This window comes from Salinactinospora qingdaonensis (assembly GCF_039539445.1).
Classification (GTDB): Bacteria; Actinomycetota; Actinomycetes; order Streptosporangiales; family Streptosporangiaceae; genus Salinactinospora; species Salinactinospora qingdaonensis.
The window spans coordinates 198826-211596 of record NZ_BAABDD010000007.1 but is presented as its reverse complement, the minus strand read 5'-3'; the positions used below and the strand labels follow the sequence as shown (position 1 = coordinate 211596).

Sequence of the window (12771 nt, the reverse complement as noted above, 5' to 3'; positions counted from 1 at the left end):
GATGAACCCACGCCACGGTGACGAGCCCAGGGCTCGCCCGCCCCAGCAGGCCACGCGTACCGATCCCATGCCCAGCAGGGAAGTGTCCGTCGAGGTCGACGGCGCCGTGCTGACCGGAGACCTCTCCCTGTCGCCACAGGCCCAAGGGGTGGTGCTGTTCGCCCACGGCAGCGGCAGCTCGCGGCACAGCCCACGCAACCGGGAGGTGGCGCGGACCTTGAACACGCACGGCTTCGCCACCTTGCTCATCGACCTGCTGACCATAGCCGAGGAGCAGGTCGACGCCCGAACGCGCGAGCTGCGCTTCGACATCCCTATGCTGACGCGCCGACTGACGGGGGCGGCCGACTGGTTGGCCACCTCGACAGAGAGCGCCGAATTGCCGCTGGGCCTGTTCGGGGCGAGCACAGGTGCCGCCGCCGCGTTGGGGACCGCGGCCGAGCGGCCCAAGCAGGTGCACGCGGTGGTCTCGCGCGGCGGCCGGCCCGACCTGGCCGGCGAGGTCCTGCCGTCGGTGACGGCGCCCGTCCTGCTGATCGTGGGAAGCCTCGACGAGCCGGTGATCCGGGTCAATTACGCCGCCACACGCTCACTGCGCGCTCCCAACCGGGTTCACGTGGTCCCCGGGGCGAGTCACCTCTTCGAGGAGCCCGGGACGCTGGAGCAGGTGACCGGTGCGGCCATGGAGTGGTTCCGGGCCTATCTACAGCCGGCTGGCCAGCACTCGCCGGTGTGATCGCTCCGGCCTGCGGCGCTGCCCTGGTCAGGCGGGGACTGCCATAGCGTCCACGGGCGTGGTGAGCCTCGCGGGCGGCCAGCACCGCGGCGTGGGTGCGCCGCGTCGTGGCCACGGCACGGCAATGGCGTCTAGGCAGGGCCGGACAGGGGCGGAGAGGTGCGGGACATGAGTCGGGACGCCTCGACGGTCTCCCAAGAAATCGAGGCGTCCCGAACACCTCCCCGCTTCCAGTGGGCCGGTAGTGGGCCCCCCACTGGGTGGTGCGTCCGCACTCCGGGCCCGGCGCGGCTTTCCCCATAACCGCGGCCGAACCGTCCGGCGTCGCGGCGTCCCCTGGCATTAACGCCGGCGCCGGCCGCGAGGAGGTGGTGCCCGAGTCGAGCACCCAGGCACCCGCCACACGGAAGAAGCACTGAGACGTTTTTCTTCGTGTTCGAGTGGCCCTCTGCCCATACGGGACGTGATCATGCACGTGCTTTCCCGCGATTTCCCCGGCTGCGCAAAAGCGCTGCTCCCACCCGCACAGCGGACCACGCTGCCAGCGAACACACGATGGTCGGCATCGCCTGAGAATGTGGGCGCTTGCCGGGTTACGCTTCTCTGGCGAGGGGCGGTAGCTCAGCCGGTCAGAGCAGCGGACTCATAATCCGTGGGCCGTGGGTTCAAGTCCCACCCGCCCCACAACCTGTGACCAGCGAATTCCTCGTTCTCGGGAGGTGGAGAACAGCCGGGCTGACAGCCAAACTGACAGCCAACCGCGCGAGCACGCCACGACAGAGCCCGGCGTGCTCGCATATAGGCAAACGTTGCCGGCGCCGCGACCGCGCGCTCTCAGCCGGTGACGACGGCCACGACGGTCGTGCCCGGAGTGAAGTCGCCGCGCTGGGCCATAGTGAACACCCCGGCCAGCATCTTGGCGACATAGACCCACTCCAGGGTGATGCCATGGCGGCCGGCGAAGTCGTCGACGAAACCGGCGAGTTCGGGGGGTTGCTTGGCGAAACCACCGAAGTGGAACCCTGTCTCGATCCGCCAATTGCGAGTGGGCACACCGGCCTCGTCCTGGAGTCGTGCCACGTCGGCGGCGAGGAAGTCGCCGCCCTTGAGCACCGAGAACCCCACGGCCCGCGCGGGCGGGGCGAGCCCGGCGGCGATGCCGGCCACGGTGGCGCCGGTTCCCACCGGGCAGCAGATGACGTCGAAGGGCTCGTCGACCTCGGCGGGCACGGCCATCGCGCCGCGCACGGCGAGCGCGTTGCTGCCGCCCTCGGGTACCAGGTAGAAGCTGCCGTACTCGCGGCGGAACCGGTCGATGACCTCGGGGGTGTGGTTGCGACGGTAGGTGGCCCGGTCCAGGTAAACCAACCGCATCCCGCGCCGGGCGGCGTAGGACAGCGACCAGTTCAACGGGGTGTGCTCCTCGCCGCGGATCACACCGATGGTGGCCAGCCCATAGCGGTGGCCGGCGGCGGCGACCGCACGGATGTGGTTGGAGTAGGCGCCGCCGAAGGTCAACAGCCTACGGTGGCCCTGCCGGCGGGCGGCGGCGAGGTTGGGCTGGAGCTTACGCCACTTGTTGCCCGGGATCTCAGCGTCGATGAGGTCGTCGCGCTTGAGCAGCAGCCGCACCCCTCGGCGGCGCAGACGCTCGTCGGCCACCTCAACCAGCGGGGAGGGCAACAGCGGAGCGCGATCCTGAGGCGCCGCGATTATGCCGGACATAGCGCCAGCTTATGGCCCCGAAGTCGCCGGCGCGCTACCACTCTCGCGACTGGCCGACTCCAGCGGCTCGGGCTGAGCCGGCCGGCGACCGGGCCGGGCGATCACAGGGCTCGCCCGGCCCACAGTAGGCCGCGGGCGGTGAGGGTGTGCACGTGGGCGGTGTCGAAGTCGGGCCGGTGGTGGCCGATGGTGCTGACGAAGACGCGGCCGGCTCCCCACTGGCGGGTCCACACTGCGGGCACGGTCACCGGACGCGGCCACGGGGTGTGGCTGTCGGCGGGGTGGGTGGTGGTGACCAACACGTCGTCGAGGTCGTCGGTGAGCACCCAGTACTGTTCGGTGTAGGCGTGGAAAGGGCCGAGCCCGGCCACGATCGGATGGTCGGCGCGCTCGGCGACGATGTCGTAGGAGTGGGGCCGCATGTCGCCCGGATGGGCCACGAACACCCCTCCCGTGAGCTGCCAGTACCGTTCGTTGCCCTTGAACGCGGCGACGACCCCGCCGTGCCAGCCGGCGAAGCCGGTACCGGCGCGCACGGCCCCGGCCAGGCGCTCGGCGCGCTCGTCGGAAAGGTGGCCCATGGACCAGCACTGCACGATGAGATCGGTGTGGGCCAAGCGCTCCTCGTCGTCGTAGACAGCGAGATCGTCGTGGATCTCGACGGAGAATCCGGCCTGCTCCAGCACGGGCAAGAACAGCTCGGTGGTGGCCACGGGCTCGTGGCCTTCCCAGCCTCCGCGCACCATGAGCGCGCGGGGACGGGCAAGCTCGAAACGAGCAGCAGGCATGGGAATCGCTCCTTGGTCGACGTTGGCAGGCAGGAGACGCCGGCGCTACCCGCTGCGGGACGGCGGCGAGCTGTGGCCGGTCAATGCAGGTGGTGGGCGAGCCAGTCGAGAGCTTGGGCGCGCATGGCGGCGGAGAGCGCGTGATCGCCCCGGTGGTGGGCGCCGGTGTAGGCGTCGGGGGCGCCGGCCTGGGCATAGCGGCGGCGCAGCAGGGCGTCGGCGTCGCGCATACCCGTGTCGGAGAAGAGCCGGTCGGCGGTGGCGTACTGCACTAACAGCGGCGCGGGGGCGCGCAGCGCGGGGACGTCGGGCCAGTCGCACACGGCGCTGAGGCCGGGGGTGAGCAGCATCCAGGTGTGGGCGTCGATGTGGCGGTCGAGCAGCCCGGCGAAGGTCGACATCATGCAGGAGATCACGCTGGCTCGTACACGGGGGTCCAGGCCGTGCAGGAGTGCCGCGCGGCAGCCGCCGCCGGACAACCCCACGCATGCGATGCGGTCGGCGTGCACGTCGGCGCGGCTGGTGAGGTAGTCCAGGGCGATGCGGTCTTCGCGCAGCACCATAGCGGCCAGCGATGTGCCCAGGACGCCGCAGTATTTGGCGAGGACGGGCTCGTGGTGGCGGGCGGCGACGTCGAACTCTTGGGCGGGGGTGAAGGTCTCGCCGGCCTTGCGGCGGTGGGCGATCTCGGCGCGGGCGTAGTCGAGTACCCGTTGGGGCATGTCGGCGGTGCGGAAGCTGCGGCTGCCCCAGCCGAAGGCGTCGTGGACGAGGACGGTGTAGCCCTGGCGGGCGATCTCGGTGGCCAGGGCGGCCCCCTCGTAGATGGTGCGGCGCAGCGCGGTGATCTCGGGCGGGGTGGTGTCGGGGCCATCGGCGATTTTGTGTCGCCCCCACGCGCGCATGCCGGAGTGGCAGTGCAGTGCGAGCACGCCGGGAAGGGGGCGGTGTTCGCCGGCGGGGCGTAGGACCCAGGCGCGGGTGCGAGGGCCGAAACCGGGCCACCACGACACCTCCTGGCCGGTCACGCCGTCGCGGTACCAGGGGGCGCGGGAGGTGACGTCGAGGTGGTCGGGTGGGGGTGGGGCGTCGAGGGCGGCGTGGACGGCGTGAGGATCGGGGGGTGCGGCGCTGTGGGGGCGGACAGCGCCGGGTAGTGCGGTCCAGTCGGAGAACGCCCCTAGATGGGTGTAGTGGTCCTTGGCCACGCTTGATTGTCCTTTCCATGGTCTTCCGTGCCGTGGCAGCGCGGGTCAACGGGAGGGATGCGGACGTTTGCGCTGGTCAAGTGGAGGTGGCTGTGGGGGTATGCCGGGAGCGGGGGCGTTTCCATACCGTTGACATCGGTGTGCACGCTGTCTAGATTAACTCGGCAAGCGCTTTCCAAAAGACGAGTCGAGAGAAAGAGTCGGTGGCGTGGCTTCCTTGACCCAACGACGCCGCGCGGGCCCGACCCCGCGAGGCCGTCCCCGCCGACAGTGGGTTCCCTACGTTCTCATAGCACCGTCGGTGCTGCTGATGATCGTGTTCCTGCTGTATCCCATCACGAGCGTCTTCTACTACAGCTTGCAGCACTACAACGTCGCCGAACCGTGGAACAACGGCTTCGCCGGCCTGGACAACTACCGGCGGATGCTCTTCGAGGACCCGCTGTTTTGGCAGAGCCTGGGCTTCACCGCCCAGTGGGTGGGCTGGGAAATCGCGCTACAGTTGCTATTTGGGCTGCTGCTGGCGCTGATCGTCAACGAGGCTTTCCGTTTCCGCGGCCTGGCGCGCGCCACCGTATTCGCTCCGTGGGCCATCTCCGGCGTGCTCACCACCGTGCTATGGATTCTCATCTACAGCCCCACCACCGGTTTCCTGCGCTTCCTGGCGGATCTGGGGATCGGCGATCCGGGTACGGCACTGCTGGCCAACCCCGACACCGTCTTCGGTGCCGCCGTCGTGGCCGAACTGTGGCGCGGGGTGCCCTTCTTCGCGATCCTGCTCCTCGCCGACCTGCAAACGGCCTCGAAGGACCTCTACGAAGCGGCCTCGGTTGATGGCGCCAACCGTTGGCGCAGGTTCTGGCACATCACACTCCCCCACCTCAAGAACGCGATCGTGCTGTCCACGCTGCTGCGCGGGGTGTGGGAGTTCAACAACGTCGACCTGCTCTACACGCTCACCGGCGGCGGCCCGGCCAACGCCACCACCACCCTGCCCCTCTACGTCGCCCGCCAGGCTGTGGACTCCTACAACTTCGGCTACGGCTCAGCGCTAACCACCGCCGGCTTTGCCCTGCTACTGATCTGCTCGGTCACCTACCTGCGGCTGAGCCGGTTCGGAGGTGACCGCACGTGAGCGTCGACCGAGCCACCCTCCCCGGTAGCGTCCACGAGCCGGTTCCCGAACAGCGCCCCACCTCCGAGGAGCCCCCCGCCCCGCGGCGCCGGCGCAAGCCGTTCCGGTGGGAGATCTTCGTCCCGCTCACCCTCTATCTGATCTTCACGGTCGTCCCGTTCTACTGGATGATCCTGTACGCGATCCGGCCCGCCGGCACCACCGGGATCGTCCCCTGGCCGCTGACCGTCGAGCACTTCGACACGGTCTGGAACGGCATCGGGTTCGGCACCTACTTCCTCAACAGCGTCAAAGTCGGCATCGCCGCGCTGGTGGCCACCAGTGTGGTCGCCCTGGCCGGGGGCTATGCGCTGGCGCGCTACAACTTCCGCGGCAAGGCCCTGTTCCTGATCGCGATGTTGGGCACGCAGTTCATCCCCGGCGCGATGATGCTCATCCCCCTGTTCGAACTGTTCAGCCTGCTGAACCTGACCAACAGCCTGTGGTCGCTGGTCATCGCCAACACCGTCTTCCAACTTCCACTGTCGTTGATCCTGCTCAGCGGTTTCGTCCGTAACATCCCTGTGGAGCTGGAGGAGGCATCCTGGGTCGACGGCTGCTCCCGGCTGCGCGGCTTTTTCCTGGTCGTGCTGCCGATGCTGCGGCCCGGGCTGGTGGCGGTGGGCTCGTTCGCCTTCATCGACACCTGGAACAACTTCCTGTTCGCCCTGATGTTCATCAGCGAACAGGACAAGTACACGATCCCGGTCGGGCTCAACTACACCATCGGCGAGTTCAGCGTCGACTTCGGGGCGCTGGCCGCCGGCGGTGTGGTCGCCGCCCTACCGGTGGTGCTGATCTTCGCGGTGATCCAGCGTTTCCTTGTCCAAGGCATCAGCGCCGGCGCGGTAAAGGGGTAGAGAAGTTGCAAGCACACACGCAGCAAACGCGCGAACCCGCACCGGTGGTGCTGGTCGGCGCGCACGGGCACGGCCAGTGGCACCTGTCCAACCTGCGCCGCCTGGCCGACGCCGGGCGAGTGCGGCTGGTGGGCGTGTGCGATCGGGTACCGGTGGCGCGCGAGGATCTGCACGGGCTGGGCGAGCCCGCCCACTCCGATGACCTCGGCGAGCTGCTGGCGGCCACCGGCGCGGCGGTCACCGTGGTGGCCACCCCCATCCACACCCACCTGCCGCTGGCGCGCGTGGCGCTGGCCCACGGCAGCCACGTGCTGTTAGAGAAGCCGCCGGCGGCGACGCTGGCCGACCACGAGGCGTTGACCGCTGAGGTCTCCCGCTCGGGGCTGGCCTGCCAGATCGGGTTCCAAAACCTGGGGTCGACGGCGGTGGACGCCGCTGCCGAGCTGGCGCGCTCCGGGGCGATCGGCGCTGTGCGCGGCGTGGGCGGAGCCGGCGCGTGGCAGCGCACCTCGGCCTACTACGCGCGCGCCCCCTGGGCGGGGCGACGCCGCATCGAGGGCACCGACGTGGTCGACGGGGCTCTGACCAACCCGTTCGCCCACGCCGTGATCACCGCACTGCGGCTGGCGGGGGCCGACCGCCAGGTGGCCGAAGAGGTGGAACTGGAGTTGTTCCACGCCCACCCCATCGAAAGCGACGACACCTCCTGTATGCGGGTGCGCGCCCCCGACGGCACGCCGGTGACAGTGGCGGTGACGCTGTGCGCCACGACCGCCGCCGACCCGTATGTGAGCATCAACGGCGACCACGGGCGGATCACGCTGCACTACACGCGCGACGAGATCAGCGTGCTACGCCCGGGCGCGGAGGCGCAGGCTCTCGTGCACGGCCGCACCGACCTGCTGGAAAACCTGCTGAACCACGTGGCCGCAGGCACCCCCTTACTGGTGCCTCCCGAGGCAACGACAGGCTTCATGAGCGTACTGGAGGCGGTGCGTACCGCCCCCGACCCCCGCCCGTTGCCAGAAGAGCACCAACGTATCGACACCAGCGGGGCGGACGTGCACCGCACGGTCAAGGGAATCGACGAGCTGGTGGAGCGCAGCGCCGCCGAGATGGCGCTGTTCTCCGAGCTGGGCGCCCCATGGGCGAACGCGGAGGTGATCCCGTGAGCACCGACCACGGTGACCCGCCGGTGAAGCTGCGGGCCGGTGAGCGACCGGTCGCGACCTGGCGTTCGGGCGCGGGGGTCGAAGACGGGTTGTCGCCGCGCCCCTACCTGGAGACGGTGCGGACCTTGGGGGGAACCGTCGTCACCGAGGTCCGCCCCGAGGACCACCCTCACCACCTGGGGGTGAGCATGGCCGTGGCCGATGTGTGCGGCACCAACTTCTGGGGTGGGACCACGTTCGTGCGGGGCCAGGGACCGACCTGGCTGGCCAACCACGGCAGGCAACGACACCGAGAGTGGCTGCTCGACCGGCCAGAGCACCGCCGCGAACTGGTGTCGTGGCAGCGCCGCGACGGCGCGGAGGTGTTCACCGAAGAACGCGACTACCGGGCGGTGGCGCTGACCGAGTTCGCCTGGGCGCTGGAGTTCACCACCCGACTACACAACACCTCCGGAGGGGAACTGTCGATCGGTAGCCCCGCCACCAACGGGCGTCCCGATGCCGGCTATGGCGGGTTCTTCTGGCGCGCTCCCATCGCGGCGCAGCCGCCGCGCTGCTTCGGCCCCGAGGGCGCCGAAGGCGAGGAGGCGCTGCACGGTTCGCGGGCTAGGTGGCTGGCGTTGAGCGGCACCACGCCGGGCGCGGCCTGGACGCTACTCTTCACCGCGGCCGACGAGGCCGGCGATCCCTGGTTCGTGCGGGCCCAGGAGTATCCGGGGGTGGGCGCGAGCCTGGCCTGGGACCGGGAGCTGGCCATGGCGGCGGATGCGAGGCTGTACCGCAGCATGGTGACCGTGGTGGTCGACGGCGCGATACCGGCCACCGAGGCGGAGAAACTGGTGGAGCTGGCCCGCCAACGCCTGACCGAAACGCGGTAGGTACCGCGACGAGGCCGGTGCTGGGCGGCTTGCGCACCGTCCAGCACCGGCGACTCCCCCATCTCCTGGGCTCGGCCCGCCTTGGAGCCCGCCGGTTTTTCCGGAATTTTTCCGGACGCCGGCGGGTCGGCGGCCACACGCGCGGACGACTACGCCCGCTTGAGCGGCGCAGCGTGGCGCGTTCCCGGCCGTGACAGGGCCGGGAACAGTCGGGTACCCCCTGCTCCTGGACGGAGCGCCCCTGGCGTCCCATGGCTGGGGGCGCGGGGCCCGGCCGCGCGATTGGTGATGGCTGCCCACGGCGGGAAAGCCCCAGGGCACCGCGGTAGCGACGCAGGAGTGGAACGGGCCGCATGGGACGGGCGCGCTCTCCCCACGGCGGCTGGGGGCGCGGCCAGTGGCCCACCGCAGGGGCCGACGCGCGGGAGAAGTCCCGCCCGGCAAACCGGCCGCGTACACATATTGACGCCGTGAGTGACCCATGCCACTCTGTTATGTAAGCGCTTTCCAAACATCGGCGCCACATCCTTCCATGCCGGCGCCGCGGGTATCTCTTGACGCCTCTTCACTCCCCCATCCTTGTTGAAGGGAATCCGACGGTGTTGCAGTCTTACTCCTCTCGCGTTTCGCCGCCCCGCAGGTGGCGAGCCACCGCCGCAGCGGTGTCGGCTCTGGCGCTGCTGTTGACCGGCTGCGGGTCGGGCTCCTCCGACGACGGCCCCGTCCAGATCACGTTCTGGGACAACAACGCCGGTCCCGACCGCACTCCGCTGTGGGAACACATCATCGCGGAGTTTGAAAAAGAACACCCTGACATCACGGTGGACTACACCGGCATCCCCATCGCGCAGGTCCAGCAGAAATACGACACCGCCATCGCCGGTGACGCCCTGCCCGACGTCGGCGGCGTCTTGACGGCCTACCTGGCCAACCTGGCTGGACGCGACGTGCTGGAACCGCTGGACGAACGGCTGTCGGGCAGCAGCCTCGACGGCTCCATCAACCGCGGCTTCTTGGAGAACATGCGTGCCAGCGCCAGCGACGGCAAGCTCTACTCGATGCCCACCAGCGGCAACATGGCCATCCTGTGGTACCGCAAAGACTGGTTCGCCGAGGCCGAGATCGCAGAGCCCGAGACCTGGGGGGACTTCTACACCGCCGCTGAGAAGCTGACCGATCCCGAGCGCAACCGCTATGGGTTCACCATCCGTGGCGGCCCCGGCGCGATCCCGCAGGTCTTCGACGAGATCTATGCCCAGTCAGGCATCGAGACGTTCTTCGACGACAGCGGAAAAACCACACTCAACGCCCCCAAGAACGTCGAGGCGCTGGAGCGGATCGTCGCCCTCTACGACGAGCAGACCCCCACCGCCGACGTCAACAACGACTTCCCGAAGATGGTGGCCCAGTTCACCGGTGGTGACGTGGCGATGCTCCACCACAATCTGGGCTCTTACACCAACCACGTCGAGGCGCTGGGCGAGGACAACCTGGTAGGCATCCCGCTGTTTCCCAGCCCCGAGACCGGAAAGCACACGATCGCCTCGCACCCCACCGACGGGATCGCGATATTCAACAGCAGCGAGCACAAAGACGCGGCGTGGCAGTTCGTGGAGTTCGCCGCCTCGGCGCAGATGAACAGCTATTGGAACGAGCGGGTGGGCCAGATCCCGGCCAACAACGAGGTCCAAAACGAGCAGTGGGTGCGCGACAACCAGGCGCTGGCCGCCGCCTCAGCGGCTATGGACGACGAGAACAGTGTCATCGTGCAACTGCCCTACTACCTGCCGCAGTTCAACCCCATCACCAAGACCGACATGGAACCGCTGTACCAGCAGGTGCTCCTCGGGGAAATGACGGCCCAGGAGTTCTTGGACCAATCGGCGACGATGTTCAACGAGGCTGAGGCCGAGTACCGGGAGCGGCACGGCTCCTAAGGCCCGCCCGGCCACTGCCCCCCTGAGGGTTCGCCGCGTCCGTCCCCCAGCGCGGCGAACCAGAAGGCGCGGAGCCCCACCGCGGGCTCCGCGCCGCTTTTGGGTACCACCACCAGCGGACAGCACCGACAACCAGAATGGAGAGCGCTTACATGCAGGTCCTCGTCACCGGCGGCTCGGGCCGACTCGGCCGCAGTGTGCTCGCGGTTCTGGCCGAACGAGGCCACGACGTCGTCTCCGTCGACGTCGACACGACCGCCGCCGTGCCCTCTGGGGTGAGCCGGCGCCACCTCGACCTGCTCGACACCGAGGTCGTGGCGGAGGTGTTCACCCAGACCCGCCCCGAGGCGGTGGTGCACCTGGCCGGGATCGCCGTGCCCTTCAGCGCCCCTGATGCCGACATCTTGCGGATCAACACCTGCCTGGCCTGGACGGTGCTCTCGGCGGCCATCAGCCACGGCGCGCGCAGCGCCGTGGCCGCCTCCAGCCCCACGGTCTTTGGTTACGGCCCCCAACACTGGCGTCCGCAGCGCCTACCGCTGGACGAGGACCACCCCGTAGCGCCGTGCCACTCCTATGGACTGTCCAAGGTGATCATCGAGGAGACGGTGCGCACGCTGGCGCGTGCCCACCCCGGGGCGTGCGCTCTGGCGGCGATACGCCCGGGCTATGTCATCGCCCCCGAGGAGTGGGCGGGCGCGCCCACGCAGCAGGGCCACACCGTGCTGCAACGCTTGGAGCACCCCGAACTGGCCGCGGGCTCGCTGTTCAACTACATCGACGCCCACGACGCCGGGGAACTGTTCGCCATGGCCATTGAGCGCCCCGAACGGCTCAGCCCCGACCAGGTGCTGCACGCCGTCGCCGACGACGCTTTGGCCCGGCGGCCCCTGGCCGAGCTGTTGCCGGCCTACCACCCCGGAACCGCCGAGTTGGCCGACGGTCTCACCGGCACCGCGGGAGCCTTCGCCACCACGGCCGCTCGCGCCCTGGGGTGGCGCCCTCGCCACAGTTGGCGCACCCGCCTGGGCGAGCCGGAGCCGCCCGCAGCATGAGACGCGGGCACAGCGGCGCCGGGCCGCCCCTCCTGGCGCGCCAGTGTGAGCAGCCACGACCGTTCGCTTCGCGAGGCCGTGCACCGTAGACTCTGTAGGAAAGTGTTTTCCCGATGCGGTCGGCGGTACGGTCGTCGCCCCCTGAACAGCGCGAAAGGTGCGAGCTGTGGCAAGCGGAGGATACGTCACTCTGGATCAGGTCGCCCAGCACGCCGGTGTCTCGCTGGCGACGGCCTCCCGTGTGCTCAACGGCAGCACCCGCCAAGTGGGCGAGAAGCTACGCCGGCGCGTCACGGCCAGCGCACACGAGCTCGGTTACCTCCCCAACGCCTCGGCGCAGACGCTGGCGCGCAACACCAGCACCCTCGTGGGTCTGATCGTCCACGACATCGCCGACCCCTACTTTTCCAGCATCGCCGCCGGGGTGGCCCGCATCGCCGAGGACCACGGACTGGTGGTCGTGCTGGGCACCACCGGCCGCACTCCCCAGCGGGAAAACGAGTTGCTGTCGATGCTGCGCGCCCACCGGGCGCGGGCGGTGGTGCTGGCCGGGAGCCGCACGATCGACGACTCCACCACGCGGCGGCTGGGCGAAGAGATCCGCATGTTCACCAAGCAGGGCGGGCGCGTGGCGTGCGTGTCTCAGGAAGGGCTGCCGGCCGACACGGTCGTGCCCGACAACCGCGCCGGGGCCACCGAGCTGGCCCACCGGTTGATCGCCCAAGGGCACCGGCGATTCGCGATCCTGGCCGGCCCCACCGACCTCTACACCGCACGGGACCGCCTCGACGGCTTCCACTCGGCGCTGCACGCCGCCGGTATCGAACTCGCCCCCCACAACGTGATGCACGGGGCGTTCACCCGTGACGGCGGCTATGAGTCCACGCGGCGGCTGCTGGCGGCCGGTACCGACGCCACCTGCCTGTTCGTCGTCAACGACGTGATGGCCACCGGCGCGATGGCCGCGCTGCGCGACGCCGGGCTGCGGGTGCCCGAGGACCTGTCAGTGGCCGGCTTCGACGACATCCCCACGCTGCGCGACCTGACGCCGGCACTGACGACGGTGCGGCTGCCGCTGGAGTGGATGGGCGAGACCGCCGCCCGGCTGGCGCTGAGCGAGGACAACAGCGACGCCCCGCAGACCGTGGAGGTCGCCGGCGAGGTGGTGCTGCGCGAGAGCACGGCGGTGCCCACGAGCTGACCGCGGCGCCGGGTCGGACGGCGCCGGCGGCCCGGCC

Annotated in this window: 11 protein-coding genes and 1 tRNA gene; 9 read left to right on the top strand and 3 right to left on the bottom strand. The window is 69.8% G+C overall.

From position 1 onward, the window contains the following. Position 1: 1 nt before the first annotated feature. On the top strand, positions 2 to 736 hold the full coding sequence (locus tag ABD848_RS10100; RefSeq protein ID WP_344970132.1) for a dienelactone hydrolase family protein: 735 nt from the start codon (positions 2 to 4) through the stop codon (positions 734 to 736). A gap of 610 nt (positions 737 to 1346) precedes the next feature. After that, positions 1347 to 1420 (top strand) — tRNA-Ile (locus tag ABD848_RS10095). 150 nt (positions 1421 to 1570) lie between these two features. Here the strand turns inward: ABD848_RS10095 and ABD848_RS10090 are convergent. From ABD848_RS10090 to ABD848_RS10080, 3 genes are all read right to left on the bottom strand, one after another. After that, the gene (locus ABD848_RS10090; protein WP_344970130.1) at positions 1571 to 2461 is read right to left on the bottom strand and encodes a 1-aminocyclopropane-1-carboxylate deaminase/D-cysteine desulfhydrase; all 891 of its coding nucleotides are present in this window, start codon (positions 2459 to 2461) and stop codon (positions 1571 to 1573) included. Positions 2462 to 2562: 101 nt separating this feature from the next. Further along, positions 2563 to 3249 carry a ThuA domain-containing protein gene (locus ABD848_RS10085; protein ID WP_344970127.1) on the bottom strand — a complete coding sequence of 229 codons (687 nt, stop codon included), beginning with the start codon at positions 3247 to 3249 and terminating at the stop codon, positions 2563 to 2565. A gap of 80 nt (positions 3250 to 3329) precedes the next feature. Continuing rightward, positions 3330 to 4457, bottom strand: coding sequence for a dienelactone hydrolase family protein (locus tag ABD848_RS10080; protein WP_344970125.1), 1128 nt, complete (start codon positions 4455 to 4457; stop codon positions 3330 to 3332). Between the two features lie 208 nt (positions 4458 to 4665). Between ABD848_RS10080 and ABD848_RS10075 the strand changes: the two genes are divergently transcribed. The 7 genes from ABD848_RS10075 to ABD848_RS10045 all read left to right on the top strand — a co-directional run bounded on the left by ABD848_RS10075 (position 4666) and on the right by ABD848_RS10045 (position 12734). Then, positions 4666 to 5592 carry a carbohydrate ABC transporter permease gene (locus tag ABD848_RS10075; RefSeq protein WP_344970122.1) on the top strand — a complete coding sequence of 309 codons (927 nt, stop codon included), beginning with the start codon at positions 4666 to 4668 and terminating at the stop codon, positions 5590 to 5592. After that, a complete protein-coding gene (locus tag ABD848_RS10070) occupies positions 5589 to 6491 on the top strand; it encodes a carbohydrate ABC transporter permease (protein WP_344970120.1) in 903 nt (300 codons plus the stop codon). Before ABD848_RS10075 ends, ABD848_RS10070 begins: the two co-directional genes overlap by 4 nt. A 5-nt stretch (positions 6492 to 6496) precedes the next feature. After that, the gene (locus ABD848_RS10065; RefSeq protein ID WP_344970118.1) at positions 6497 to 7663 is read left to right on the top strand and encodes a Gfo/Idh/MocA family protein; all 1167 of its coding nucleotides are present in this window, start codon (positions 6497 to 6499) and stop codon (positions 7661 to 7663) included. Next, on the top strand, positions 7660 to 8541 hold the full coding sequence (locus ABD848_RS10060) for a DUF6807 domain-containing protein (protein ID WP_344970115.1): 882 nt from the start codon (positions 7660 to 7662) through the stop codon (positions 8539 to 8541). Before ABD848_RS10065 ends, ABD848_RS10060 begins: the two co-directional genes overlap by 4 nt. 599 nt (positions 8542 to 9140) lie before the next feature. Next, complete coding sequence (locus tag ABD848_RS10055; protein WP_344970113.1) at positions 9141 to 10478, top strand: ABC transporter substrate-binding protein; 1338 nt, start codon at positions 9141 to 9143, stop codon at positions 10476 to 10478. 152 nt (positions 10479 to 10630) lie between these two features. Continuing rightward, positions 10631 to 11533 carry an NAD-dependent epimerase/dehydratase family protein gene (locus ABD848_RS10050; RefSeq protein WP_344970110.1) on the top strand — a complete coding sequence of 301 codons (903 nt, stop codon included), beginning with the start codon at positions 10631 to 10633 and terminating at the stop codon, positions 11531 to 11533. A 166-nt stretch (positions 11534 to 11699) separates the two neighbouring features. Then, complete coding sequence (locus tag ABD848_RS10045) at positions 11700 to 12734, top strand: LacI family DNA-binding transcriptional regulator (protein ID WP_344970107.1); 1035 nt, start codon at positions 11700 to 11702, stop codon at positions 12732 to 12734. Positions 12735 to 12771 lie beyond the last annotated feature (37 nt).